Origin of the sequence: Aquimarina mycalae, assembly GCF_029906345.1 — a bacterium.
Classification (GTDB): Bacteria; Bacteroidota; Bacteroidia; order Flavobacteriales; family Flavobacteriaceae; genus Aquimarina.
Genome location: NZ_JARYGY010000003.1, coordinates 421,713 through 448,223 on the forward strand (window position 1 = coordinate 421,713; position 26,511 = coordinate 448,223).

A 26,511-nucleotide genomic window follows, 5' to 3' on the forward strand; every position below is an offset into this window, starting at 1 on the left:
ACCAATTTGGTTGACCAATTTAAAATTATGAGAATTAACCTAAAACCAGACCATTTATCTCCAAAGGATGAAGTAGAAACTGTAATTTCAAAAATACGAGAATTAATAATTACTCGACAACTTGAACCTGGAGATAAATTACCATCAGAACGAACTTTATCACAAAAATTTGATGCGAGCAGAAGTCAATTAAGATTAGCTATACAAAAACTTGAATTTTACGGCTTAGTAAAACGATATCCCAAAAGCGGAACTTTTGTTTCCAAAATCGGAGTAGGTGCACTTAATTCGATGATGGCTAATATTTTACACTTACAAATACCTGATTTTAAATCTTTAGTAGAAACTCGATTAATATTAGAAACAAAAGCTGTAAAACTAGCAGCATTAAGAAGAACAGACAAACAATTATATCAAATCGAACAAGCACATGAAGCTTACATTAATAAATCTATTAATGGTCAAAATGCCGTGGATGAGGATTTATTGTTTCATCTTAAAGTAGCAGAAGCGAGCTGTAACAGCGTTATCAATTCTTTAATGCTGGTTATTACTCCCGAAATCATCACCAATTTTGTTGACAACAAAATCTGTGATGAAACCAATTTTTCTACGTTGATACAGGAACATCAAAATATTGTAGATGCAATAAAAAATCATGATCCTGATCAAGCAATCAAAAGCTTAAAAATACATTTCAAAGACTTATATACCTATTGTAATACTAATTAAAAAACATGCCTATGTAAATTGATAGTAAAATAAAAAAGGACAGGTCAGACCTATCCTCTTTAATTATTCGATAATCACTTCAAGTTAGAGGGAGAAGTTAATTAATACGAATAATAGCGCACTATTACCTAAGTAAACATGCAATTGCAAATATAGCAAATCCGTACATGCTTAAAATTTTTGCTTTTGTTAATGTTTAGTTAAGTAATTGAATTATACACAAGTCAATATAGCTCCGAAAATGGCTATGCACTTATGTCTAAAACAAAACTAAACAATGAAACAATTACACAATGAAGCTTAATAAAATTTTAATTATACTAATATTGTTATTCTATCATTTTACTTCATCCGCACAGGAAAGTTATGAATTAAATGGTACAGTAACTTCTGCAGAAACGGATACACCAGTTCCTGGAGTAAGTGTTCTTATCAAAGGAACATCTACTGGAGCTGTTACAGATTTCGACGGTAAATACGCAATACGCGTTACATCAGGAGATGTGCTACAATTTTCTTATATAGGATTTGCTACTCAAACAATCGCAATTTCAGGACAAACCACATTAGATGTCATCATGATAGAGGATTCTGAAGCGTTAGATGAAATAGTAGTAGTCGGATATGGAACCCGAAAAAAATCCCACAACACTGGTGCTATTGCACAAGTAAAAGGAAGTGATGTAGCAGCCATACAAGCAACCCGTGTGGATGAAGCACTAGCTGGTAAATTATCTGGGGTTCTTATTCAAAATCAAAATCCAGAACCAGGTGCGAACCCAAAAATCCAAATAAGAGCAGCATCTTCTCTTGCTGGTGATTCAGGACCCCTAATTATCGTGGATGGCTATCAAATTTCAGGAAACTTAGCTACTGTAAACCCCAATGATATTGAAAGTTTAGAGGTTTTAAAAGATGCAGCTTCTGCAGCTATTTACGGTGCTAATGGTGCGAATGGAGTTATTTTGGTAACTACAAAAAAAGGGAAATCAGGCAAGCCGCAATTTAACTATAACGCCTACATTAGTTTTTCTAATAAATATCGTAAGAACATCCTAAAATCAGGGCCAGAATGGGCTGCAATTTCAAGAGAAGAAATTGCTGCTGGTAATTGGGATTTATCCCAGGTTGACCCAGCTTTTGTAGAGTATCGATTAAGAGCCTACGAAAACTCACCTGGCGCCATCAGTCCAGAAGATTGGTTGTTTAGAACTGGTACTACTGTTAATCATGATTTTAGTATGGCAGGTGGTTCAGAAAATGCCAAGTATTTTGCTTCAGTAGGGTATCAAAATGCAGAAGGTGTAGCGATAACCCAAGGTTTTGAAAGATTTAATGCGCGTTTAAACGTTGATACCAAATTAGGTGAAAAATTTAAAGCTGGGGTAAGTTTTAATGGTTTTACTTCGAGAAGAGACATCTTGGCTCATGACATGAGAGATTTATTAAGAGCATATGGTGTTCATCCTGTGTATCACACAGCCGAATCCATTGCTTTTGTACAATCGTTAGATGCTGAAGCACAAGGGTTAGGATTAGCTGCATTTGATAATGGTTATAGAGGTGGTGTCGGACCAACAAGCATATATGATTTAACACCTGGAGATAGAGTCGACGATTGGCATTATGGTAGAGCTAATAATGGTATTGGAGGTTCTGGAGATGCTGGACCTGCTCAAAAATTGGATAATGCAGATGCTTGGCAGAAAACCTATTTTGCTAATATCTCATCATATTTGCAATATGAAATAATTGATGGTCTAACCATAAAAGCTGTTTTAGGTGGTGACTATAATAATACTCAAAATTATTATTACCAAGGTCTAGGAGCGGACTCCAGAGCACGTACGGATCAAACAGATTTAGATGAAAGCACTAGGAATGCAACCTCTATCCTAAGCACTACAACATTAAATTATAAGAAATTAATCGGTAAACACGATATCGATGCAGTGATTGGTTATGAATTTTTAAATAACTACATAAACGCTATTTCTCTTGTAGGTACTAATGTCCCTAATAGTGATATTATTAATTACAACTTATTGGATCCAGAAGATATCACTACAACTGAAACCGAGATCACCAGAGCAAGAAAGAGTGTTTTTGGTAGAATGCAATATGCTTATGATGATCGTTATTTAGTATCAGCATCTTTAAGGAGAGATGGGGATTCTCGTTTTGGAGCGAATAAACAATATGGAGTTTTTCCTGCAATGTCTTTAGGTTGGAATATTCATAATGAAGGTTTTTGGAATTTAGAAGCTTTTAATCTTCTTAAATTAAGATTTAGTACAGGTTCCTTAGGAACAAGCGCATTTTTAAATGATTTTGATGCACAGAGTCTTTTAAATCCTATTCCAACCGCTTTTGGTACTGGGTTTGGAATTTCTGGAAACGTAAATAATCCAGATCTAACCTGGCAAACCAATACAGAAACGAACTATGGTATAGATTTAGGATTCCTAAATAACCGCTTTAGATTGAGTGTGGATTATTACAACTCAGATATTGAAGATATGTTAATAGGAAGAACGGTGTCTTATACAACCGTTGGTCAACCTTCAATAATAGTAAATAATGGTGATATGACAAGTTCTGGGTTGGAGTTAGAACTTTCTGCAGGTCTTGTTCAAAGTCAAGCTTTTTCTTGGAATATCAGTGCTAACTTATCTACTGTTAACACAGAAATTACAGATTTAGATTCGGTTGATGAACTACCGCAAATACAATATGGTCAAAGCGGTAGAGGTCCCATTTTTAGAAATTATGTTGGTGGAGAAATAGGCGAAATGTGGGGCTTAGAAACTATTGGTGAAGTAGAAATGCGATTTTTAGAAGACCCGACAAGACACCCTAATAACACTTCTGGTGAATCTTATGTAGTTGACCAAAATGGAGATGGGGTTATTAATAGTGATGATTATGTAAAAATAGGGCAAGCCACTCCAGATTTCTATTGGGGATTAAATAGTACTATGAGCTATAAAGCTTTTGATTTATCTATGCAATTTCAAGGTTCACATGGAGCAGAAGTATATAACATCGACCCGCTTTACTACGAGTCACAATGGTCTGGTAGGTTAGTAGATTCTTTTGATGTTGATGATGATGGTATTGCTGATCATAATGGAGAGTTTTATATAGGTAACAGAAGACAAACGGATTCAGGTATTCAAGACGCGTCTTATATAGCTTTAAGAAATTTAACTTTAGGGTATACTCTAGATCAAAAATTAATAACCAAAATAGGTATAAGTTCTGTTAGAATTTATGGTGCAGCAACTAACTTATTATACATTATGGGAGATGATTATACTTCATACAATCCTGAAGGTATTGAAACTGGAAACTCTGGTTATGCAGGACCAACAACGTATGGTGTACAAGTTGGAGCAAGTCCTATTATAAGAAGTTTTACGTTTGGTGTAAATGTTAATTTTTAAAAAAAGAAAAATGAAAAAAATAATCTTATTATTGGCAATAGTTTCATTCATCACTGCTTGTGAAGATTTAGAACAAGTGCCATCAAATATTGCAAATTCAGATTCGTTGACAGATTTTGAAGGTGTTTTAAATGCAGCATACTATTACCAGTTAGCATCTGTAACACCAATGGCTGTGATGGGAGATTTTAGAGCAGACAATGCCTTAATGATAGAAGAACCCTATCCATCTTTTGATAGATACAATAGTGATCTGTTAGATATGGAAGATCAGTTCTTTGAACCATTTTATATTGCACTATATAGATCAATCTTAAGTGCAAATAATGTTATTGAAAATTCAGCTAGCACAAATGATGTTGGTGAAGCAAAGTTTATAAGAGCCTTATCTTACTTTAAATTAGCACGTGTTTTTGGAGATGTAACTGTAAACTTAAGTTCTGGAGATCTTAGTTTAGATACAACGAGACAGCCATCTGCAGAAGTATACAATAATGTCATTATTCCTGATTTGCAAGATGCAATAGCGGCATTAGATAATTCAGGCTTATCTAATGGTAGAGCAACTCAAATAGCAGCTCAAGGTCTATTAGGTAAAGTATATATGCAAATTGGTAACTTTAGTAGTGCTGAATCACATCTTGCTGCTGTAGTAAATGGTGCTGCAGCTGCTGGTGTAAGTTTACAACCAAACTTTGCTGATATTTTTGGAGATGCCAATGATTTAAATCCAGAAATTCTCTTTGCAACTCAAGTATCAAGCTCAATTCCAGACGAATATGGTTTTACAGAATTTACAGGATGGTATATTGGTAATGATTCAAAATCTTTTGAACCATTAGATTTGGATTTAGTTGCCGCTTTTGATGCTGCAGGCGATGTTACGAGAAAAGCACTAACAGTTGATGAAGTTGGTCTAAGAGGAATAAAATATCTATCAGAAAATCCAGATCAAGATTGGATAGAATTGAGATTAGCAGATGTTATTTTATTACATGCCGAGGCACTTAATGAAAATACTAATGCAGATGGCTCGCAATCGGCATCTATTTTAGGTTTACTAGATGATATTAGAACCAGAGCTGGCTTAGCCAGTTTAAGCGGTACTGTAAATACACAAATAGAAGTTAGACAAGCTATTGCGGATGAAAGACGATTAGAATTAGCCTTTGAAGGACAACGATGGTTTGACCTAGTGAGAACTGGAACTGTAGATGCAGAAATGGGAGAAACGATTAACCCTAATTATCATGTATTTCCAATTCCAGTTTCAGAAATTCTTGCTAGCGATGGTGTAATTTCTCAAAATCCTGGATACTAAAGTTGTGTGTGTGAATAATAAGTAACATTATTATTTATTATGTATCCCTTACTCCACTATTCATTAATTTGATTAGTGGAGTATTTTTTTAGTATGTTACTTGCTATAATTAATACCTTAAAGTCATCAATTGATTTATAAAATGATACATTTCTATTAAGCATTTTTAATAAAAGGGTTATATATTTGTTATGAATTAGTGCAGCTGTATGATTACGATCAAAGAAATTACCTCTAAAGCGGATTTAACGACATTTGTTAAGTTTCCTTTTGAATTATATAAAGATTCTCCTTATTACGTTCCTTCGATTATTAAAGAAGAATTGGATGTAATGAACCCAAATAAAAATCCTGTTTTTAGAAATTCTGAAGCTTCCTATTTTTTAGCATATAAAGGCAATACTATTGTGGGTAGAATTGCGGCAATCATTAATTGGATTGAAGTAAAAGAACAACAAAAAGCAAAAGTACGTTTTGGATGGTTTGATGTAATTGACGATATTGAAGTTACCAAAGCCTTATTGGAAAAAGTTGCAGAATTCGGAAGAAAACATTCTTTAGAATACATGGAAGGCCCTGTTGGGTTTTCTAATATGGATAAAGCAGGTATCTTAATAAAAGGGTTTGAAGAACTTAATACTATGATCACCTGGTATAATTATCCGTATTATCAGGAACATATGGAAAAATTGGGCTTTGAAAATGCTGCCACCTGGGTAGAGTATAAAATCAAAGTTCCTAAAGAGACTAAGGAAAAGGTAATTAAATTTGCCAAAATTATTAAAGAGCGTTATCAACTTCAACTACTTAAGTTTAAGAAAAGTAAAGAACTTCTTAATTATGCTGATGACATGTTTGATCTACTTAATAAAACCTATAGTAGCCTTCAAACTTTTGTCCCGATACAACAGTATCAAATAGATATGTATAAGAAAAAGTATCTACCATACCTAAATCCTGAATATATTACCTGTATTGCGGATAAAAATGGTAAGCTTATTGCTTTTTCTATAGTAATGCCTTCATTCTCTAAAGCCCTAAAGAAAATGAATGGTAAAATATATCCTTTAAAATTCTTACATATTCTTAAGGCGCAGCGACGTAATGATACTGCAGCCTTTTACCTTATTGGAGTAGATCCCGAATATCAAAACAAAGGAGTTACAGCTCTTATATTTAAAGAAATGAACGAAACATTTCTTCGTAATGGTATAGAAATGGTTGAAACTAATCCAGAATTAGAGGAAAACAAAGCTATACAAGCACTATGGAATGATTACGAGCACGAACAGCATAAAATGCGACGAACATACAGAAAAAACATTTGAAAATTAAAAATCCGCTATTTAGCGGATTTTTTAATTTAATATTTCTAGTATGTTTATTCTCCCATCGCTTCTGCTAGTGCAGCAGACATTCTTTTATAAGTACCGTTCTCTAAGGTTTCTCTTATTGCAGAAAAAGCAGTAAGTGTTTGCTCAATATCTTCCATAGTATGTGATGCTGTAGGAATCAATCTAAGTAAAATCAAACCTTTTGGAATTACAGGATATACAACAATAGAACAAAAGATTCCGTGATTTTCTCTAAGGTCTTTTACTAAAGCCATTGCCTCAGGAATACTACCTTTTAAATATACAGGTGTCACACAGCTCTGAGTAGTTCCTAAATCAAAACCTCTATCACGCAAACCATTTTGTAATGCATTGACATTTTCCCAAAGTGTAGCTTTTAACTCGGGCATAGTACGCAACATATCCAAACGTTTTAATGCCCCCACAACCAGTTGCATTTGCAGTGATTTAGCAAACATTTGTGAACGTAAATTATATTTTAAGTAATCAATAATTTCCTGATCAGCTGCAATAAATGCTCCCGTACTTGCCATAGACTTAGCAAATGTTGCAAAATACACATCTATTTCATCCTGTACTCCTTGTTCTTCACCTGTTCCTGCGCCAGTTGCACCTAAGGTACCAAAACCATGTGCATCATCAACGAATAACCTGAAGTTGTATTTTTCTTTTAAAGCTACTATTTCTTTTAATCTACCTTGTTCTCCTCTCATACCAAAAACACCTTCAGAAATCAATAGAATTCCTCCACCTGTTTTTTCAGCCATTTTGGTAGCTCTCATTAAGTTTTTATCGATACTTTCGATATCATTATGACGATATGTATATCTTTTACCTTGATGTAATCTTACTCCATCAATAATACACGCATGTGCATCTACATCATATACAATGATATCATCTTTACTTACTAATGCATCAATAGTTGATACCATTCCCTGGTATCCAAAATTCAACAAATATGCAGCTTCTTTATTTACAAATTGAGCCAATTCGTTTTGCAATTGTTCGTGCAAATCTGTATGCCCACTCATCATCCTAGCTCCCATCGGATAAGCAGATCCATACGCTGCTGCTGCCTCTGCATCAACCTTACGAACCTCTTCCATATTAGCAAGCCCCAAATAGTCATTAATACTCCAGGTAACCACTTCTCTACCCTGAAACTTCATTCTATTTGATATCGGTCCTTCTAGCTTAGGAAACACAAAATATCCTTCTGCTTGATCCGCCCATTTTCCTAAAGGCCCTTTGTCTTTATATATTTTATCAAATAAATCTCTCATCTACCGCAAATTTGATTTCTTTTAAGTGTGCGAAAATACAGAAAATTGATGTGATAGCATAATTATATCACAAATCACTCCTGTAAATTATTTATTCACAAAAAAAGCATCTGTAAAATATCAGATGCTTATATATTTTATATTTTAAATCTACTTAACAAACTGAACTTTTGTAGCATCTTCTTCGTGTATACTATCAAAAAATCCTTGTTCCATCATCCATTCATCACTAAAAACTTTACTCATATAGCGAGATCCATGATCGGGTAAGATAATAATAACATTACTATCATTATCAAACTCACCTTGAGCGGCTAATTGTTTCACTCCTTGAATCGCTGCACCACTAGTATATCCAAGAAACATTCCTTCGCTTTTTGCCAATTCTCTTGCAGTATGCGCGCTATCTTCATCACTAACTTTTTCAAATTTATCTATTACATCAAAATTTGTGGCTGTTGGAATAAGGTTTTTACCTAAACCTTCGATTCGATATGGATAAATTTCATCTTCATCAAATTCTTTGGTTTCATGATACTTCTTTAAAACAGATCCATAAGCATCAATCCCTAATACTTTTATAGCGGGATTCTTCTCTTTAAGATATTTCGCCGTTCCAGAAATTGTTCCTCCTGTTCCACAGCAGGCTACAAAATGAGTGATTTTACCATTAGTTTGGTTCCAAATTTCTGGTCCAGTCGATTTATAATGTGCATCAATATTCAATTCATTGAAATACTGATTTATATACACAGATCCTTTAATCTCTTCATGTAACCTTTTTGCTACTTGGTAATAAGACCTAGGATCATCGGCACTTACGTGTGCAGGACACACATATACCTTTGCTCCCATGTTCTTAAGCATCGCGATTTTATCTTTTGATGATTTCGAACTCACTGCCAATATACATTCATACCCTTTAATTATACTAACCATAGCCAAACTAAATCCAGTATTACCACTTGTAGTTTCTATAATAGTACTACCAGGTTTAAGAATACCTTTTCTCTCAGCTTCTTCAATAATATAAAGTGCGATTCTATCTTTAGTGGAGTGTCCAGGATTAAAGGATTCTATTTTTGCATAGAAATTTCCTGGAAAGCCTTTCATAATTCTGTTTAATTTTACAAGCGGGGTATCACCTATAAGCTCTAAAACATTGTTATAAGCCTGTATATCTTCTCTCATAAGGTTGTGTTTTACATAGATTTATAGAACTAAAAAAGGGGAGTCTACAAACCTTTACAAAAACGCTACGAAGTTACGTTAATTTTTTTAATTAATTATTTATCCCTTCTAAATCTAATAAAAATGCATATTCTTCTGCCACTTCTTTCAGCGCTTCAAACCTTCCCGAAGCTCCTCCATGACCAGCATCCATATTCGTATGTAACAATAATATGTTTTCATCAGTTTTTAATTCTCTTAACTTAGCAACCCATTTAGCAGGTTCCCAATACTGAACCTGAGAATCATGTAATCCTGTAGTTACCAACATATTTGGATAATCCTGTGCTACTACATTATCATAAGGAGAATAGGATTTCATATATTCGTAATATTCTTTTTCATTAGGATTTCCCCATTCATCATACTCTCCAGTTGTTAGTGGTATACTATCATCTAGCATAGTTGTCACTACATCTACAAAGGGAACAGCAGCAACTACTCCATTATATAATTCTGGGGCCATATTTACAATAGCTCCCATTAATAATCCTCCTGCAGAACCTCCCATAGCATACAGATGATCTGAAGATGTATATCCATCTTTGATCAAAAACTTAGAACAATCGATAAAATCGGTAAAAGTATTTTTCTTTTTAAAAAGCTTACCATCTTCATACCAAGATCTACCTAGATATTCACCTCCTCTAATATGAGCAATAGCATAAATAAACCCTCTATCTAAAAGACTTAGTCTTACTGTAGAAAAATAAGGGTCTATCGTAGAACCATAGGATCCATAAGCGTATTGTAATAAAGGATTCGTACCATCCTTCTTAATTCCTTTTTTATATACTAATGAAATAGGCACTTTAACTCCATCCTTTGCTGTTGCCCAAACTCGTTCAGAGATATAATTATTCTTATCAAAATTTCCACCTAAGACCTCTTGTTCCTTTTTGATTTCTTTCTCCTTAGTTTCCATATCAAAATCAATCACAGAGTTTGGTGTAATTAAGGAATTATATGAGTATCTAAGTATTTTGGTATCAAAATCTACATTAGTACTTACATAAGCAGTATAGGTCTCATTATCAAATGGAAGATAATAATCATCTGTACCATCCCATTTTTTAATATTGATCTTGTTTAGCCCATTACTACGTTCACTAACAACCAAATAGTCCTTAAAAACATCTACATCTTCTATTAATACATCTTTACGATGAGGTATTAAGTCTTCCCAGTTTTCTTTTAAAGTATTTTTCTCAGAAACCTTCATCAATTTAAAATTCTTGGCTTCATCTGCATTAGTCAATACATAAAAATTATCCTTATAGTGAGCTATTCCATACTCCAAACCTCTAATTCTGGGTTGAAAAATTGTAAAATCTCCTGTGGGATCGTCAGCTTTTAAAATACGATACTCTGAAGTTAAGGTACTACTGGAACCAATAACAATATACTCTTTAGATTTTGTTTTATAAACAAATGTATTAAAGGTGTCATCAGTTTCATTGTAAATCTCTACGTCATCTCCAGATTTTGTACCTAGACTATGTCTAAAAATTTTATCAGAACGTAAGGTCTCATCATCTTTTTTAGTATAAAACAATGTTTTACTGTCAGCTGCCCAAGTGCTTCCTCCAGTGGTTGTTTCAATTAATTCTGGATATATTTCTCCAGTTTCCAAATTTTTAATTCGGATTGTATATTTTCTTCTACTTATGGTATCAACCCCAAAAGCAATAAGCTTATTATCCGGGCTAACGTTTAAACCAACCATTCTGAAATAGCTATGTCCCTCTGCTTCTTTATTACAATCAAACAATATTTCTTCTGGAGCATCAAGGTTTTCTTTTTTCCTTGAATATATAGGATAGTCTTTGCCTGTTTCATATCGCGTAATATACCAGTATCCATTTAACTTATATGGTACAGAAGCATCATCTTCTTTAATACGACTCTTCATTTCTTCAAAAAGATTTTTTTGAAAATCCTTTGTATGCGAAGTCATTCTATCATTAAAATCATTCTCCCGTTCTAAGTAATCAATTACTTCAGGATTTTCTTTATCATTTAGCCAGAAATAATTATCTATACGAATATCATCGTGTTTTTCTAAATGTGTAGCTTTCTTGTCAGCAATTGGGTTTTGAATTTCTATCTCCAATGTTGTCTTTTTATTTTGGTTACACGAAGTTGCAAAAATAAGGGTTAGTAACAATATAACTCTTAGACTTTTCATAATAATCTCTTAGTTTATTAACAGGCAAAATACTAATTTTGTACTTTATAATTTTAAAAAAAACGCAAATGTTTGGAGACATGATGGGAATGATGGGCAAACTTAAAGAAACCCAGAAAAAAGTAGAGGAGACAAAAAAGAGGTTAGATACCGTTTTAGTGGATCAAAATAGCGCAGATGACCTACTTAAAGTAACTATTACTGCGAATCGAGAAATTAAAAGTATTACTATAGCCGATGACCTACTACAGGATAAGGAACAGCTAGAGGATTATCTTATTCTTACTCTTAATAAAGCTATTACGCAAGCTACTCAAGTAAATGAAACTGAATTAGCTGCAGTTGCCAAGGAAGGAATGCCAAATATTCCTGGTATGGATTTATTTAAATAACAACTAACTTTATAGTATAAAAAAAGGAAGCAATTTGCTTCCTTTTTTTATATCATAATTCTAAACTAGTTATTTATTAACCTGAATTCTGTTCTACGATTTGCAGCATGTTGACGTTCTGTACAAGAAACACCATCTGCACATCTGTTTTTCAGTCTGTTTTCTCCATATCCATTTGCTACCAATCGACTACCATTTACTCCTTTAGAAAGTAAATATGTTACTACGGCCTGAGCTCTTCTTTCTGAAAGATCTTTATTACTAGATTTAGATCCTCTTGCATCTGTATGAGAAGCTATTTCCATTTTAGTTCCTGGATTGTTTGCTAATACAGGCATTAATCTAGTATCAATGATACTCTTAGCTTGAGAAGTTAATGTAGCACTTCCTAAATTCCAGTTAATCGGTAATGCAGAATATTCTACTAAAGAACACTCTACTTCTTTCCAAGTAGTTAACCCTCCTTTTTGAGTAAGCACTTCTTTACTTACTGTTTTAAAAGTAGCAGGTACAACTACCTCATCTGTATAAGCATCCTTAACCATAACTGTTTTAGTAATCGTTGCATATTCTGCTGGGATTATTTCTTCAATAACTCTAGCTGGTTCTGCAATCACTCTTTTAGTATAAGTACTTGGTTGTTCAGCAATTGGAGTACTGGCAGTAGTTGCATCCGAACTTAAAGTTTGAGTTGGTATTGTAGTAAACTCCGCAGGATACCCTTTATAACACCAGTAACGACAATCATCTGGGTTACTAGATGCACAATCAGGTGCTGGAGATCCAAGCTCCCATTGAGCATATGCAGGTTTAATCTCTACGGTTTCTGCTCCTGTTCCAAATTTAGCTGGAATAACCTTTAATGTAGAAGCTCCTTGCTTTTTAACAAAAGTTACCGTTTCTGTTTTATATTTAGCAGGAACAACTGTGAGCTTTTTTCCCTCTTCTTTAACTAAAACTTTTTCTGTTACTTTTTCAAAAGTTGCAGGATATGTTTTCAACTTTTTGTATTCTGGTGTAATTTGCACCTGTACCGTTTGATTTTCATAAATGTCTGGTGTTGTACAACGTACGTAACATTTCCCAGGTTCTGGATTAGCAGGTAGGTCTTGAGCTTGAACAGTAATTCCCGCAATTGCAAGAAGCACAAATAGAATGTGTTTTTTCATAGTTGATGATTTTCGTGGTTATTATTATGTTACATTTTAAAGGTACGAAAATATGTATACGAAAAAGAAATGTTAAAAATTAACATTTTAAAAAAAATCAAATTTTCGATGTATTGTATTTTTTATCGACAAAACACCAAAAAAAACTAAACTCTCATATTTTTATATTTTTCTTTCTGCTATTTATTCTATATTTTTATCAAAATCATTCAAAATTATTTAAAACTCGACAATATGTTTGAACTCAAAAATAAAGAGGGATCTAGTTATCATTTTACGCTGAAAGCTAAGAATGGACAAGTAATTCTAAGTAGCGAAGTATACAATTCTAAAGCTGCAGCAGTAAATGGAATCGCATCAGTACAAAAAAATGCATCTGAAGATGGAAGATATGAACGAAAGACTGCAAAAGACGGAAAGTTTTTTTTCAACTTAAAAGCTACAAATGGTCAAGTAATTGGTAGTAGTCAGATGTATTCTTCTGAATCTGGAATGGAAAATGGTATCAACTCTGTTAAAGAAAATGCTGCTGGAGCTGATACTAAGGAAATTTAAATTTAGTAAGTATCCATTTATAAATTCTAAAAAAAGCTGTTCAGATCTCTAAACAGCTTTTTCTTTTATATAGATTGTAATAGTTCTATAAAAAATTCATGCATTTCTTGAGTATAATCCAAATGCGTGACAAATCTTAATTTTCCTTGTCCCATACTATAAAAATGAATGTTTTTTGAAGCCATTTTCATAATAAAATCCTCTTCATTTCCTTCTATAGTAAATATAACTATATTCGTATCTATTGGTTCTACATTAGTTACAAAAGATACACCTTCTAAGACTTGACCAATTTCCTTTGCTCTTGTATGATCCTCTTGTAATCGATCCAAATGATGTTCTATAGCATATAAACCAGCTGCTGCCATATAACCTATTTGACGCATTCCTCCACCCAATACTTTTCTTATTCTAATAGCATGCTCCATAATCTCTGAATCACCTACTAATACAGAACCCATTGGCGCACCTAATCCCTTACTAAGACAAACAGAAATAGTATCAAACATTTCTCCATATTGCTTAGACTGTTCTTGTTTAGCAACCAATGCATTCCACAATCTGGCACCATCTAAATGATAACCTAGATTATGATCACTACATACTTTTTTTATTTTTATAATTTCTTCAAAATCATAACAGGCTCCTCCACCTTTGTTTGTTGTATTTTCTACACATACTAAGCTTGTTAATGGGCTATGATAAAAATCTGGAGGATTAATAGATTCTAGAACCTGATCAGCTGTGATCATACCTCTATGACCATCTATCAACTTGCAGGAAACTCCACTATTAAAAGAAACTCCTCCTCCTTCATAATTAAATACATGCGCATATGCATCTGCTATCAATTGTTCTCCTGGTTGTGTGTGTAATTTAATCGCAGCTTGATTTGCCATACTGCCAGATGGAAAAAACAAAGCGTTTTCCTTTCCAAACATCGTAGCTATTTTTTTTTCCAAAGCATTCACTGTAGGGTCCTCTTTATATACATCATCTCCTACTTCAGCGTTGATCATTGCGCTAAGCATTTCTGGAGTAGGTTTTGTAACCGTATCACTCCTAAGATCTATTATCATATATTACTTAATTAGAATATTTATTACTTACTTAATATAGGTGGGTTAAAATTCACATCTAAAACTTCCAATCGGCGAACCATCTGGTATTTTTGGCGAAGGTAAGGCTTTAAACTTTTCAGGTTTAGTCATAAAATCCTGAAGCTGTTTTAAATAATAATCATTATAATCCTTATTATGGTCTTTCTTTTTTTCCGACTTCAGTAATGATTGTATTTTCTTTAATGATGCATATACTAATGCACGTACCTGAGGGTAAGCATTAGGATCATTACTTAAATTCATGAGCTGCTTTAAAGTATTGCTTTTTACTATATGCTGGATTTCGTTATGATAATCATTCTTAGGTTTAGACCTAAATACCACATTAGTTAGCTTTTCTAAAACCTCCGAAACACCAAGCTGATCTGAATTCAAACTCTTTTGTTGCACTAAACGTGATATTCTTTGAGAGTTCAACAATAATGATAAACTCATATCACTTGCTGTAGAAGCTGCACTTATTGGATCAAATGCCACTCCAGTCTTACTACCAAATGATTCTCTAGAACGATCATATCCATAGGCTCTAGGAGGAAACAGTCTTAATTTATCTTCAGGAATTACTAACACTTCTGGAGATAAAGTTTGCAATACTTGTTCTAAAGCTTCTTTTTGCTTTTTTTCTGAAATTGCTTCTACAATGGTTTGAGCATCTCCTTTAACAGCATAATTATATGTAAGTCCACCTACCAATTTTACAGCAGCTTCTGTTTGATATCTATGAAAGAAATATAACGGAACAAATACGTCTTCAAGAACAGAATAAGGCTCATTAGCTCTTATATTATCTTTAGAGAAATTTTGGATAGCTATTTTTCGAACTTCGAGTATATTTTTCAACTCCTCAGAAGCGCTCTTTCCGTTATCCCATAAATGCGCCAAACCGTGTGCTCCTCCTTGAGGTCTTGCATCACTATCCGATATAAAGCGTAAACCAGATGCATACGCTTCATTTAAAATTTTATGCAACCCCTCTTGTTCATCCGCATCATCATTAAACTCAGAATAGCTATAGGCAACTGTAACTTTATCCCAAACTCCAATCTTAGTGTCATAGGCATCTGATAAATCAATAATTCCATTTTTTAATTTCACTGTTGGATGAGGATAATCCATTACCGAAGCTCTATTACTGGTACTTGCAGCAAAATTATGCGCGAAACCTATAGTATGCCCAACCTCATGTGCTGATAATTGTCGAATTCTAGCCAAGGCCATTGCTAACATAGGTTGATAATTATCATCATTATCTGCAAACGGTTTATTTAATAAAGCCTGAGCAATAAGAAAATCTTGACGAATTCGTAAGCTACCCAAGCTCACATGTCCTTTTAATATTTCGCCAGTTCTTGGATCCACTACACTAGCTCCATAACTCCAACCTCTTGTAGAACGATGTACCCATTGAATCACATTATATCGTACATCCATAGGATCAGCATCTTCTGGAAGCATTTTTACTTGAAACGCATTTTTAAACCCTATAGCTTCATATGCCTCATTCCACCATCTAGCACCATCTAGTAACGCCGATCTTACTGGTTCTGGAGTACCAGGATCCAAATAATAAATAATTGGCTCCTTTGCTTCACTCACAGTTAGTTCTGGATTTTTTTTCTCTAATCGATGTCTTGTAATATATCTTTTTGTTATGGGTTCCTGAACAGGAGTAGCATAATCAAGGTAAGATATAGACAGTGCTCCACTTCTAGGGTCAAACACTCTTTTTTTATAATTAGCATCTGGCAATTCTACAAAGGAATGATGCTGAGTTACTGTTAGATATTTAGAGTCTGGTGCTACCGACCATATTTTCCCTCCTGTTGGAGTCCCCTTATAAGTTGTTAATGCTTCAAACTCCACATTTTTAGGAAAAGCCCTAGTATTTTCTAAACTCAAGGCACTTTTAGTTTTATCTATACCATAATTACCTTCTTTTTGATTTTTTAATCTACTAGCAATTCCATGAGTATCTTGAAGTAAAAAAGGTGTTATATCGATAATATAAGTGTTGCCTTTTTTTTCTTTAATAGGAAAGCCATATAAAACAGATTTAGCAAATGCTTGTTCCACACTTCGCTTCTCTAATTTATTATCGGTAATTGCACGATATCTCTGATTGGGTTGTACTAATAATAATTTATTTCCAGCTTTTTGAAACTTAACGACTACTCCATCACCTATTTGCCCTCTATCCAATCCAATATCATTTGATCCCAAACCAGTAGCTAATGAATGAATATATAAAAACTCGACATCCAACTTGTTTACCTCTAAATATATCTCGTCCTTGCTTTGATTATAGTAAAAATTATAATATCCTTTATATGATTGTAAATCCTTTTGCTTTTCTAAAAACTGAGCAGATAGCATATGAGAAACTACTAGAAAAAGGCAAGTAATATTAATTTTCATTCTAAAATGATTTATGTGATTTGCAAAAGCATTAAAACTATAAAATAATAGTAAAATTATTTCCTACTGAACTGTTAAATCCTATTTTTGTCAAAAATAAATGAAATATGATTAATACTGAGACTTTACAAGATCTTAGAGAGCGCCTGGTTGCGTTAAGGAGGTATCTTTGACATTGATGCCAAACTTATTGAAATAGCTAACGAAGAAGAAAAGACGTATGCTCCTGATTTCTGGGATAATGCACAAGAAGCTGAAAAACTAATGCGTGCTTTAAATGCAGAAAAGAAATGGGTATCTGAATATGAAAAAAGTGTCACGCTGGTTGACGATCTAGAAATACTCTATGAATTTTTTAAAGAAGGAGATGCTACTGAAGCCGAAGTAAATGAACGTCATGATAAAGCTTTAGAGTTATTAGAAAATCTAGAGTTTAAAAATATGCTTAGTGAAGAAGGAGATAGCATGAGTGCTGTCCTTCAAATTACTGCTGGTGCTGGTGGAACAGAAAGTTGTGATTGGGCCAGTATGCTAATGCGTATGTATTTAATGTGGGCAGAAAAACAAGGTTTTAAAGTAAAAGAACTTAACTATCAAGAGGGTGATGTTGCTGGAATAAAAACTGTTACCTTGGAAATCGATGGTGAATATGTTTTTGGATGGCTTAAGGGTGAAAATGGTGTGCATAGATTGGTACGTATTTCTCCCTTTGACAGCAACGCCAAAAGACACACTTCTTTTGCTTCTATTTATGTATATCCTTTAGCGGATGATAGTATAGAAATTGAAATCAACTCTTCTGACTATGAAATTATAACCTCAAGATCTAGTGGTGCTGGTGGACAAAATGTAAACAAAGTAGAAACAAAAGTACAACTTACCCATTTTCCTACAGGAATACAGATTTCTTGTTCGGATTCCAGATCACAACATGATAACAGAGAAAAAGCGCTACAAATGCTTAAGTCACAACTTTTTGAGCTTGAACTTAAAAAACAACAAGCGCAACGTGATGAGATTGAAGCTTCTAAAATGAAAATAGAATGGGGATCACAAATACGTAATTACGTAATGCATCCGTATAAATTAGTAAAAGATGTTAGAACCGCTGAAGAAACTGGAAACGTTGACGCAGTAATGGATGGCAATATTGATGCTTTTCTAAAGGCGTTCCTCATGATGATGGGGCAAAAAAATGAAGATTAAAAAATAAAAATATGACAACCATATATCACAATCCCAGATGTAGTAAATCAAGACAATGCCTTGCTATTCTGGAAGAAAAAAAGGAGCATATAGAAATTGTTAAATATTTAGACACTCCTATTACAAAGGAAAAACTAACAGAAATTATTACACTTCTTGGTATACAACCTATCGATTTGGTTAGAAAAAATGAAGCAGTCTGGAAAGAAAATTTTAAAGGAAAAAATTTAGATGATCAACAACTTATTCAAGCAATGTGTGATCACCCTAAATTAATTGAAAGACCAATTGTGATAAAAGATAATCAAGCGATTATAGGTAGACCTCCAGAAAAGGTAATAGATATTCTATAAGTATTGAAAACAAAAAACTGCTTGAAATAATCAAGCAGTTTTTTTTAAATTAATTCTTAGTTACATTGTTGTCCGTCACTTGGGCATCCACAAACTGGTGGCGGTTCACAAGGATTTGCACAAGGACACGTTGTGACAAGTACAGATATCCTGGTAGTTGTACTAGCAACTCCTCCTCGATTATCCGTTATTTGCAATGTTACTGTAAAAAGTCCTCCACTATTAAAGGTATGTGATACTCCAAAAGGAAATCCACCAGATTCTGAAACACTTCCATCTCCAAAATCCCAAACAGAAGACACGATAGTACCATCGCTATCCGTTGAATTAGTATTATTAAACAAAACGGTAAAAGGTGCTACACCATCCGTATTACTTGTATTTATAAGTGCTGTTGGCGGAGCATTAACTATAACCGTTCTTGTTGCCATTGCTGTATTATTAGAAGAATCTGTAGCAGTATACGTAATTGTATAAGTCCCAGCAACACTAGTATTAACCGTACCTGATCTGCTCACATTTACCGCTCCATCTACATCATCAATGGCAGACGCACCTTCTTCAGTATACGATCCTCCTAGTTGTATGACTGTAGGGTTGCTTCCATTAATGTTAATAACTGGTGGCGTTGTATCTGGACTGGTTACATTGATTTGCACAGAAATTATTCCAACACCTCCATAATTATCCACTACATTAAGACTAGCAGTATAAGTTCCTGGACTATTATATGTGTGAGAAGTACTAAACGGAAATGCACCTTGTACATTAGAACTATTATCTCCGAAGTTCCATATTGATGTTTCTAAAGTCCCATCTGTATCCGAAGACCCTGAATCATTAAAAGATACACTTAATGGAGCTATTCCAGACAAAGGAGTTGCATTGATTACTGCAGTTGGCTGTGCATTAACAATTACTGTTCTTTCAGCTGTACCAACATTTCCAGAACTGTCTTCTGCAGAATATATTACAGTATATGATCCTGCAACAGCAGTATTTACATTAGAAGTATCAATTGTTAAAGGAGAATTATCATCAACAGTAGCTCCCAACTCAGTATAACTTTCACCTAGCTGTATAATCTGTGGATTATCTCCAGTTATGGAGATCACAGGAGCTTGTGTATCTGGATCATTATAAATTAGTGTAACCAACGCTTCACGATTAATAGGAGTAGAATTATCATTAACTACAGTAAAATTAATTGCGTGTTCTCCACTTATGGTACCGATATATTCTCCTACAGATGCACCAACTACTATTGGAATTACTTCACCCGCTGAATATGTAGTACCATCATATGCAAAACTTCCTGTATTAGAAGTAGAATATGTCATTGTATATGCTGCTGTACCTACAGTTTCCTCTAGATTAAAATCAATCTCAACAACATTATTAGTTAGCCCTTGAGATACTCTAGACAATGCTGTAAAAGTAAAATCAGGTGTATCTCCGACTTCTAACAAAATCATTTTTTGAACACTAACTCCCAAGCTGCTTGTGGCCGTAAACAGAATCTCAACCGTTCCTAATGTTGTTCCTTTAAACTGCCATGTCGAATCACCTACTGGTACTTCTGTTAAGGTTTCAGGATTCAAAGGAGTATCTGCAATTGTAATATCTCCAGCCCCTACTACATCCACAGTAGGAGTACCATATACATATTGAACATTATAGGTTGCACTGCTAATTTCGGTAATATTTAGATTTAGGTCAACCACACCATCTACATAGGTAGATTCTGAAGATGGCACTACATCAAAAGTAAAAGCAGTATCATTAACATTATATGTGAGCTCAAACTCTTCTTCTCTTTCTGATTGATCTCTTATCGTTATAGTTACCTTATTGGTACCTACCGTAGTTCCGATATATTCTATAACAAACTGTGGCCCTGCAGGCAAATCAACAAACTGATCCTCTGCAACATCCACTGAATTTAACACATAACTACCAGAACCTTCAGTAACATTATACTTAACTTGGTAATCTCCAGCTCCTATTTCTCCACCACCTGTTATGGTAAACTCAGAGGTTTTTGCTGTATTTAAAAATGCCTCCAAAGTAGTTTCACTAAACTCAACTTTAAAGAACACAACCAAATCCTCTGTTATTTCTTTATTACAAGCTATTACTAGTGATAATAAAATAACTACTCCTACTATATATTGATAAAATTTTTTCATCTATTTATCTTTATGGTTTTCAAATATTTAATGAAAATTATTTTAATATTAATTTGATTCCGAGACCAAAATATGGAGTAAACTCTCCTATTTCACTATTTATATGATATATTTCATTTGCTCGTATGTTAATAGCAACTGTTGGAATCAAAAATATATCTGCTTCAATACCTGCATACGCTCCGAATACTACGCTGCTAGTTTCGATATCCAAAACTTGGTTATTCTCTAAAACTTCATCTCCATTATTGATTGTTTCATATCCTATAGTTCCTCCTGCTCCAATAGATAGCGCAAACTTTCTGTTATTATTTCTTAATAAATCAAAAAAGAAACCTGCATTAAACCCATAAAGATCGACGGGTATTTTGATATCTTCATACTCAAGATTTGTAAAATTGGCTTGTATATTAAATTGTAAGAAGTCAAATTTGTTTACCTTATAATCAAGTGTAGTCATACCTCCAAAACCTCCATCGACATAACCTCCTGTTAAAGAAAGTGCAATTTTATGGCTTTGAGCATACATTGAAATTGAAGAAAAAAGAATAAAAGCAATTAATAAAGACTTATTAATTAGAAGTTTTTTCATGGGCCCTATTTTATTGATTTGTGATGATTCTTAATTTTTGCATCTTTTTTCCGCAAAAATCAGACGCAAAACTAAAAAATCGAAACGTAATTCTTATTATAATTATTGTGTCTTTATTGTAACTAAATACGTACAAATAACAGAATATCAAATCTCTTTTCTTATTTCTGTTAATTTAACTTAACTCAAACAAACAATAACCAACTGATATTAAGCATTATATATTATTTAACACCTCTTTAACCTACATAATCTTACCCTAACCATACTTTTGGGCACTTGTCTTAAAAAAATATGAGAAATACTATTTTATTAGTTATAATATCAATTGGATTATCTTGTTTTGCTCAACAAAATGAAGTTAGTATCAGTGGTAAGATTATAGACCAAGAAACCAAAGAACCTCTAGAGTATGCTACTATTTCTTTTATAACCCCAAAAGAAAACAAAGTTGTAACTGGTGGAATTACTCAGGCAAATGGTAATTTCAATATTCAGGTTCCTGCAGGTATGTATAATGTCTCAATCGAATTTATTTCTTTTAAAACCAAAACATTACCTCAGCAAAAGTTATTTAAAAGTACAAACTTAGGAACCATTAGTTTAGGATTGGATACCGAAGCTCTAGACGATGTATTAGTGATTGCAGAAAAAACAACTGTAGAAATACGACTTGATAAAAAAATATATAATGTAGGTAAAGATCTTACTGTTAGTGGTGGAACGGTGAGTGATGTATTAGACAATGTCCCTTCAGTTTCTGTTGATGTAGAAGGAAATGTATCCTTACGAGGAAACGATAACGTTAGGATATTAATCAATGGTAAGCCTTCTGGCCTTGTTGGGTTAAATAGTACCGATGCCTTACGTCAATTACCCGCAGAATCTATTGAGCGTGTAGAGGTTATTACCTCTCCATCGGCACGTTATGATGCAGAAGGTACTGCTGGAATTTTAAATATTATACTACGCCGTAGTAAGTTACAAGGTTTAAACGGAGCGCTAACAGCAAATACAGGATATCCAGTTGCTGCAGGAATCTCTGGGAATCTCAATTACCGTACTGGTGATTTTAATTTTTTTACTACTTCTGGGTATAATTATCGCGAAGTCCCTGGAAATTCATTAGCAGAAACAAGGTTCTTTAATATTGATTCTGAAATGCAAATCGATAATCCTGATACCTTTTTAAACGAAAGAAGAGATTTTGATAGAATCCGTAAAGGTCTTAATACCAATATAGGAGTAGAATGGTATATCAATGACAGTTCTTCAATTACTACATCATTTTTATATCGTTCTAGTGATAACGAAAGTAATACTACAAATTTAATCACCGAACCTGATCTGAATGGTAATATTTTAAGCAGTAATTTACGATTCGATCCTGAAGTAGAAGACGATATCACAAAACAATATTCTTTAAATTACACCAAAGATTTTGATGATAGTGGTCATAAATTAACTTTAGATTTTCAGATAGAAAATAGTGAAGAAGAAGAAGATTCAAGAATTACCCAAGAAAATATTACTTCTATTGAACTAGTAAACACCATAGAGGGACAAGATCGTATTCTTTTACAAGCTGATTATGTATTACCTATTAAAAAAAATAGTCAGTTCGAATTAGGATCCAGAGGGAATTTTAATGAATTGGACACAGAATTTTTAGTACAATTTGATAATAATGGGATTGTAACAACAGATACTGGTTTATCTAATAATTTAATTTACAAAGAACAAGTAAATGCGGCGTATACTCAATTTGGCAGCAAATCAGGTAATTTCTCTTATCTTTTAGGACTTAGACTAGAAGGCACAAGAATAACGATAGATCAAAAAACAAGTGGTGATTTTAGCAGGAAAAACTATACAGATCTATTCCCTACTGTAAATTTAGGATATCAATTATCAAAAAAACAGAGTCTTACTCTTGGCTACAATCGTAGAATTAGAAGACCTCGCTCACGATTTATTAATCCTTTTCCATCCAGATCCAGTGCAACCAATATTTTTCAGGGTAATCCAGATATAGATCCCAGTTATTCTAATGCGTTTGATCTAGGATATTTAAACAGAATAGGAAAACTAACATTAAATTCCTCCATATACTATAACAGATCTACACAAGTATTTACTTTTATTTCTGAAGATACAGGAGAAACGGCAATTATTGGCAATGGTACAGAAGTACCAATTATAAGAAGAACACCTGTAAATCTATCTAGTTCTGATCGTTATGGATTCGAATTTACATTGACTTATAGTCCAAGTAGAAAGTGGAGACTTAATGGAAGTTTTAATGCTTTCCAAAATAATATCAGAGGCGATTTTAATGGTCAAAACTTTGATGCAGATAATTTCAGTTGGTTTGCGAGATTAAGTAACAAACTAACACTCCCTGCTAAAATTGATTGGCAAACTACTGCCTTTTATGCAGGCCCTAGCGAAAATGCTCAAACCAAAAGAGAAGGTCTCTTTTCTATGAATTTAGCATTTAGCAAAGATTTATTCAAGGATAAAGCTTCATTAACATTTAACATCAGTGATCTTTTTAATTCTAGAAAAAGACAAAGTATATCAACGACTGAAACTTTTATTTCTGACAGCGAATTTCAATGGAGAGAACGTAGCTTTACATTATCGTTTACCTATCGATTTAATCAGAAAAAGAAGAGACAACGTTCTAGAGGGAACTTTAATGGAGGTGATGAAGAATTCGAAGGGTAATCTAAAAAGAGTACTTATTTACTTAAAAATACTGCATAGAAAAAGGGAGTACATTGACTCCCTTTTTTATATATAATCTATACTATATTTTATGCTTCTTCTCTAGCCTTACGTTTTGCTTCTTGCTTTAATTTAAAATTCTCAATTGTAGCTCCAAAAATCCAGTAAGGAACAACAAAAGTTAATAAAAATATCATCAACCAAAATCCAATAGTAAGGATTGTTAAGAATGCTAAGAAACCAAGGTATTGATCAAATTCGAACATAATAGTAATCTAATTTCAATTTTTGCCAAAGATAATAACTCTTCCTTTTATCTCATAGCATAAATATGATTTATTTTAAAAACTAAAATTTAAACATTGAAACCTTTTAAAAAGTACTTGCTTTACTCAGAAATGGTTTTACAAATTCTTAAATTTGCGCTTCAAAAAAACAAATCATCATTGCTATGGAATATAGAATAGAAAAAGATACAATGGGCGAAGTAAAAGTGCCTGCTGATAAACTTTGGGGAGCACAGACAGAACGTTCCAGAAATAATTTTAAAATTGGTGCAGCGGCCTCAATGCCCTTAGAAATTGTATATGGTTTTGCTTATTTAAAAAAAGCAGCAGCTTTTACAAATTGTGAATTAGGTGCACTACCGATTGAAAAAAGAGATCTTATTGCTACAGTATGTGATGAAATTTTGGAAGGAAAACATGATGATCAATTTCCTTTAGTAATCTGGCAAACGGGTTCTGGTACGCAAAGTAATATGAATGTGAATGAAGTTGTTGCTAACAGAGCACATCAATTGGCTGGGAAAACAATTGGTGAAGGAGAAAAAACCATCCAACCTAATGATGATGTAAACAAATCTCAATCATCCAATGATACTTTTCCTACAGGTATGCATATTGCGGCGTACAAAAAAATCGTAGAAGTAACTATACCTGGAATCACACAATTAAGAGATACCTTAAAGAAAAAATCAGAAACTTTTAAGGATGTAGTAAAGATTGGGCGTACTCATTTTATGGATGCAACTCCGCTCACGATTGGTCAAGAATTATCAGGATATGTTTCTCAATTAGATCATGGTTTAAAAGCTTTAGAAAATACATTACCTCACTTAGCAGAAATTGCCTTGGGTGGAACTGCCGTAGGAACAGGTTTAAATACACCAAAAGGATATGCTAAAAGAGTTTCAGAATTTATCGCTCAGTTTACAGGACTCCCTTTTATTACAGCTGAAAACAAATTTGAAGCGTTAGCGGCTCATGATGCCTTTGTAGAAACTCACGGAGCGTTAAAACAAATTGCAGTATCATTAAATAAAATAGGAAATGATATCCGTATGCTGGCTTCTGGGCCAAGAAGTGGAATCGGTGAATTAATTATCCCCGCTAATGAACCTGGAAGTTCTATTATGCCAGGAAAAGTAAATCCAACACAATGTGAAGCTTTAACAATGGTATGTGCTCAAGTTATGGGTAATGATGTAGCTATCAATGTTGGTGGAATGCAAGGACATTTTGAATTGAATGTTTTTAAACCTGTAATGGCAGCTAATCTTTTACAGAGCGCACAATTAATTGGTGATTCTTGTGTTTCTTTTGATGAGCACTGTGCTCAAGGTATTGAACCAAATCAGGCCAGAATTACTGAATTACTAAATAATTCTCTAATGCTGGTTACTGCACTAAATACCAAAATCGGTTATTATAAAGCTGCGGAAATTGCAAATACTGCGCATCAAAACGGAACTACATTAAAACAAGAAGCAATTGCTTTAGGATATGTAACAGAAGAAGAATTTGATCAATGGGTAAAACCTGAAGATATGGTAGGTGCTCTTAAATAAGTTGAAACCGTATATCTAAATCATAAAAAAACCAGATGTGTATATACATCTGGTTTTTTATTCCCCACTACTATAACTAACTACTAGAATTTCCCAACGAATTCTAATATGCTGTATCTTCCAATTTACAATTACATCCTACCTGTGTATTGCGTGACTACAAGCCTTTGGAAGCTCTCTCAAAAATTCTCGTATAATCTTAAAATTAATGCGAAATGATTTCATAATAATTTGTGTAATGTTGCTGTATAGATCTTGAATTTATATAATATAAAAACTACTTTCTTGATTTTATGAAACATGTGTAGCTCTCCATATTTCATTTCTTTTGGTTCTGCTAGTATCTATTATCTATGAATAGCGTGACTGCTTGCTTTAGGAA

General features: G+C 33.5%; 19 protein-coding genes. 10 read left to right on the forward strand and 9 right to left on the reverse strand.

What is annotated here, in order from left to right:
* The first annotated feature begins 27 nt into the window (after positions 1-27).
* From QBK95_RS09660 to QBK95_RS09675, 4 genes are all read left to right on the forward strand, one after another.
* Positions 28-732 carry a FadR/GntR family transcriptional regulator gene (locus QBK95_RS09660; RefSeq protein WP_280933051.1) on the forward strand — a complete coding sequence of 235 codons (705 nt, stop codon included), beginning with the start codon at positions 28-30 and terminating at the stop codon, positions 730-732.
* A 293-nt stretch (positions 733-1,025) separates the two neighbouring features.
* Positions 1,026-4,178: a SusC/RagA family TonB-linked outer membrane protein gene (locus QBK95_RS09665; RefSeq protein WP_280933053.1), complete on the forward strand. Its 3,153-nt coding sequence runs from the start codon at positions 1,026-1,028 to the stop codon at positions 4,176-4,178.
* A gap of 10 nt (positions 4,179-4,188) precedes the next feature.
* The gene (locus QBK95_RS09670; RefSeq protein ID WP_280933054.1) at positions 4,189-5,499 is read left to right on the forward strand and encodes a RagB/SusD family nutrient uptake outer membrane protein; all 1,311 of its coding nucleotides are present in this window, start codon (positions 4,189-4,191) and stop codon (positions 5,497-5,499) included.
* A 209-nt stretch (positions 5,500-5,708) separates the two neighbouring features.
* The gene (locus tag QBK95_RS09675; protein ID WP_280933056.1) at positions 5,709-6,827 is read left to right on the forward strand and encodes a GNAT family N-acetyltransferase; all 1,119 of its coding nucleotides are present in this window, start codon (positions 5,709-5,711) and stop codon (positions 6,825-6,827) included.
* Between the two features lie 53 nt (positions 6,828-6,880).
* Here the strand turns inward: QBK95_RS09675 and capB are convergent, their stop codons facing one another.
* The 3 genes from capB to QBK95_RS09690 all read right to left on the reverse strand — a co-directional run bounded on the left by capB (position 6,881) and on the right by QBK95_RS09690 (position 11,558).
* Complete coding sequence (capB, locus tag QBK95_RS09680) at positions 6,881-8,140, reverse strand: cysteate-C-fatty acyltransferase (protein ID WP_280933058.1); 1,260 nt, start codon at positions 8,138-8,140, stop codon at positions 6,881-6,883.
* A 150-nt stretch (positions 8,141-8,290) separates the two neighbouring features.
* Positions 8,291-9,331, reverse strand: coding sequence for a cysteate synthase (gene capA, locus QBK95_RS09685; RefSeq protein WP_280933060.1), 1,041 nt, complete (start codon positions 9,329-9,331; stop codon positions 8,291-8,293).
* Positions 9,332-9,422: 91 nt separating this feature from the next.
* The gene (locus tag QBK95_RS09690; protein ID WP_280933062.1) at positions 9,423-11,558 is read right to left on the reverse strand and encodes a S9 family peptidase; all 2,136 of its coding nucleotides are present in this window, start codon (positions 11,556-11,558) and stop codon (positions 9,423-9,425) included.
* Positions 11,559-11,626: 68 nt separating this feature from the next.
* Here QBK95_RS09690 and QBK95_RS09695 point away from each other — a divergent pair, with 68 nt between their 5' ends.
* The gene (locus QBK95_RS09695; protein ID WP_280933064.1) at positions 11,627-11,950 is read left to right on the forward strand and encodes a YbaB/EbfC family nucleoid-associated protein; all 324 of its coding nucleotides are present in this window, start codon (positions 11,627-11,629) and stop codon (positions 11,948-11,950) included.
* A 65-nt stretch (positions 11,951-12,015) separates the two neighbouring features.
* Here QBK95_RS09695 and QBK95_RS09700 read toward each other — a convergent pair whose 3' ends face one another.
* Positions 12,016-13,119 carry an OmpA family protein gene (locus tag QBK95_RS09700; protein WP_280933066.1) on the reverse strand — a complete coding sequence of 368 codons (1,104 nt, stop codon included), beginning with the start codon at positions 13,117-13,119 and terminating at the stop codon, positions 12,016-12,018.
* Between the two features lie 234 nt (positions 13,120-13,353).
* Here QBK95_RS09700 and QBK95_RS09705 point away from each other — a divergent pair, with 234 nt between their 5' ends.
* The gene (locus tag QBK95_RS09705) at positions 13,354-13,674 is read left to right on the forward strand and encodes a YegP family protein (protein ID WP_280933068.1); all 321 of its coding nucleotides are present in this window, start codon (positions 13,354-13,356) and stop codon (positions 13,672-13,674) included.
* 65 nt (positions 13,675-13,739) lie between these two features.
* Here QBK95_RS09705 and QBK95_RS09710 read toward each other — a convergent pair whose 3' ends face one another.
* Entirely contained in the window at positions 13,740-14,753 is a 1,014-nt protein-coding gene (locus QBK95_RS09710) for a threonine aldolase family protein (protein ID WP_280933069.1), read from the reverse strand.
* A gap of 45 nt (positions 14,754-14,798) precedes the next feature.
* The gene (locus QBK95_RS09715; protein ID WP_280933071.1) at positions 14,799-17,210 is read right to left on the reverse strand and encodes a zinc-dependent metalloprotease; all 2,412 of its coding nucleotides are present in this window, start codon (positions 17,208-17,210) and stop codon (positions 14,799-14,801) included.
* A 107-nt stretch (positions 17,211-17,317) separates the two neighbouring features.
* Between QBK95_RS09715 and prfB the strand changes: the two genes are divergently transcribed.
* A protein-coding gene (gene prfB, locus QBK95_RS09720) for a peptide chain release factor 2 (RefSeq protein WP_280933073.1) occupies positions 17,318-18,416 on the forward strand; the annotation gives its coding sequence in 2 pieces (ribosomal slippage) (positions 17,318-17,380 and positions 17,382-18,416; 1,098 coding nt in all).
* An 11-nt stretch (positions 18,417-18,427) separates the two neighbouring features.
* On the forward strand, positions 18,428-18,769 hold the full coding sequence (gene arsC / locus QBK95_RS09725; RefSeq protein ID WP_280933075.1) for an arsenate reductase (glutaredoxin): 342 nt from the start codon (positions 18,428-18,430) through the stop codon (positions 18,767-18,769).
* A gap of 56 nt (positions 18,770-18,825) precedes the next feature.
* Here the strand turns inward: arsC and QBK95_RS09730 are convergent, their stop codons facing one another.
* Both QBK95_RS09730 and QBK95_RS09735 read right to left on the reverse strand, forming a co-directional pair.
* Positions 18,826-20,958 carry an immunoglobulin-like domain-containing protein gene (locus tag QBK95_RS09730; RefSeq protein WP_280933077.1) on the reverse strand — a complete coding sequence of 711 codons (2,133 nt, stop codon included), beginning with the start codon at positions 20,956-20,958 and terminating at the stop codon, positions 18,826-18,828.
* Between the two features lie 37 nt (positions 20,959-20,995).
* Positions 20,996-21,550: a conjugal transfer protein TraO gene (locus QBK95_RS09735; protein ID WP_280933079.1), complete on the reverse strand. Its 555-nt coding sequence runs from the start codon at positions 21,548-21,550 to the stop codon at positions 20,996-20,998.
* A gap of 294 nt (positions 21,551-21,844) precedes the next feature.
* Between QBK95_RS09735 and QBK95_RS09740 the strand changes: the two genes are divergently transcribed.
* Positions 21,845-24,280, forward strand: a complete 2,436-nt coding sequence (locus QBK95_RS09740; protein ID WP_280933081.1) for a TonB-dependent receptor — start codon at positions 21,845-21,847, stop codon at positions 24,278-24,280.
* Positions 24,281-24,369: 89 nt separating this feature from the next.
* Here QBK95_RS09740 and QBK95_RS09745 read toward each other — a convergent pair whose 3' ends face one another.
* A complete protein-coding gene (locus QBK95_RS09745; protein ID WP_162897257.1) occupies positions 24,370-24,546 on the reverse strand; it encodes a hypothetical protein in 177 nt (58 codons plus the stop codon).
* 185 nt (positions 24,547-24,731) lie between these two features.
* On the opposite strand from QBK95_RS09745, the gene fumC reads away from it, so the two are divergent.
* Positions 24,732-26,129, forward strand: a complete 1,398-nt coding sequence (fumC, locus tag QBK95_RS09750) for a class II fumarate hydratase (RefSeq protein WP_280933085.1) — start codon at positions 24,732-24,734, stop codon at positions 26,127-26,129.
* Positions 26,130-26,511 lie beyond the last annotated feature (382 nt).

Excerpts from the sequence above, each read along its gene's own strand:
- capB (WP_280933058.1), bottom strand. The coding sequence starts at position 8,140 with ATGAGAGATTTATTTGATAAAATATATAAAGACAAAGGGCCTTTAGGA.
- QBK95_RS09660 (WP_280933051.1), top strand. The coding sequence starts at position 28 with ATGAGAATTAACCTAAAACCAGACCATTTATCTCCAAAGGATGAAGTA.
- capA (WP_280933060.1), bottom strand. The coding sequence starts at position 9,331 with ATGAGAGAAGATATACAGGCTTATAACAATGTTTTAGAGCTTATAGGT.
- QBK95_RS09690 (WP_280933062.1), bottom strand. The coding sequence starts at position 11,558 with ATGAAAAGTCTAAGAGTTATATTGTTACTAACCCTTATTTTTGCAACT.
- QBK95_RS09740 (WP_280933081.1), top strand. The coding sequence starts at position 21,845 with ATGAGAAATACTATTTTATTAGTTATAATATCAATTGGATTATCTTGT.
- QBK95_RS09710 (WP_280933069.1), bottom strand. The coding sequence starts at position 14,753 with ATGATAATAGATCTTAGGAGTGATACGGTTACAAAACCTACTCCAGAA.
- QBK95_RS09705 (WP_280933068.1), top strand. The coding sequence starts at position 13,354 with ATGTTTGAACTCAAAAATAAAGAGGGATCTAGTTATCATTTTACGCTG.
- QBK95_RS09700 (WP_280933066.1), bottom strand. The coding sequence starts at position 13,119 with ATGAAAAAACACATTCTATTTGTGCTTCTTGCAATTGCGGGAATTACT.
- arsC (WP_280933075.1), top strand. The coding sequence starts at position 18,428 with ATGACAACCATATATCACAATCCCAGATGTAGTAAATCAAGACAATGC.
- QBK95_RS09715 (WP_280933071.1), bottom strand. The coding sequence starts at position 17,210 with ATGAAAATTAATATTACTTGCCTTTTTCTAGTAGTTTCTCATATGCTA.
- QBK95_RS09735 (WP_280933079.1), bottom strand. The coding sequence starts at position 21,550 with ATGAAAAAACTTCTAATTAATAAGTCTTTATTAATTGCTTTTATTCTT.
- QBK95_RS09665 (WP_280933053.1), top strand. The coding sequence starts at position 1,026 with ATGAAGCTTAATAAAATTTTAATTATACTAATATTGTTATTCTATCAT.
- QBK95_RS09695 (WP_280933064.1), top strand. The coding sequence starts at position 11,627 with ATGTTTGGAGACATGATGGGAATGATGGGCAAACTTAAAGAAACCCAG.
- QBK95_RS09675 (WP_280933056.1), top strand. The coding sequence starts at position 5,709 with ATGATTACGATCAAAGAAATTACCTCTAAAGCGGATTTAACGACATTT.
- QBK95_RS09730 (WP_280933077.1), bottom strand. The coding sequence starts at position 20,958 with ATGAAAAAATTTTATCAATATATAGTAGGAGTAGTTATTTTATTATCA.
- fumC (WP_280933085.1), top strand. The coding sequence starts at position 24,732 with ATGGAATATAGAATAGAAAAAGATACAATGGGCGAAGTAAAAGTGCCT.
- QBK95_RS09670 (WP_280933054.1), top strand. The coding sequence starts at position 4,189 with ATGAAAAAAATAATCTTATTATTGGCAATAGTTTCATTCATCACTGCT.
- QBK95_RS09745 (WP_162897257.1), bottom strand. The coding sequence starts at position 24,546 with ATGTTCGAATTTGATCAATACCTTGGTTTCTTAGCATTCTTAACAATC.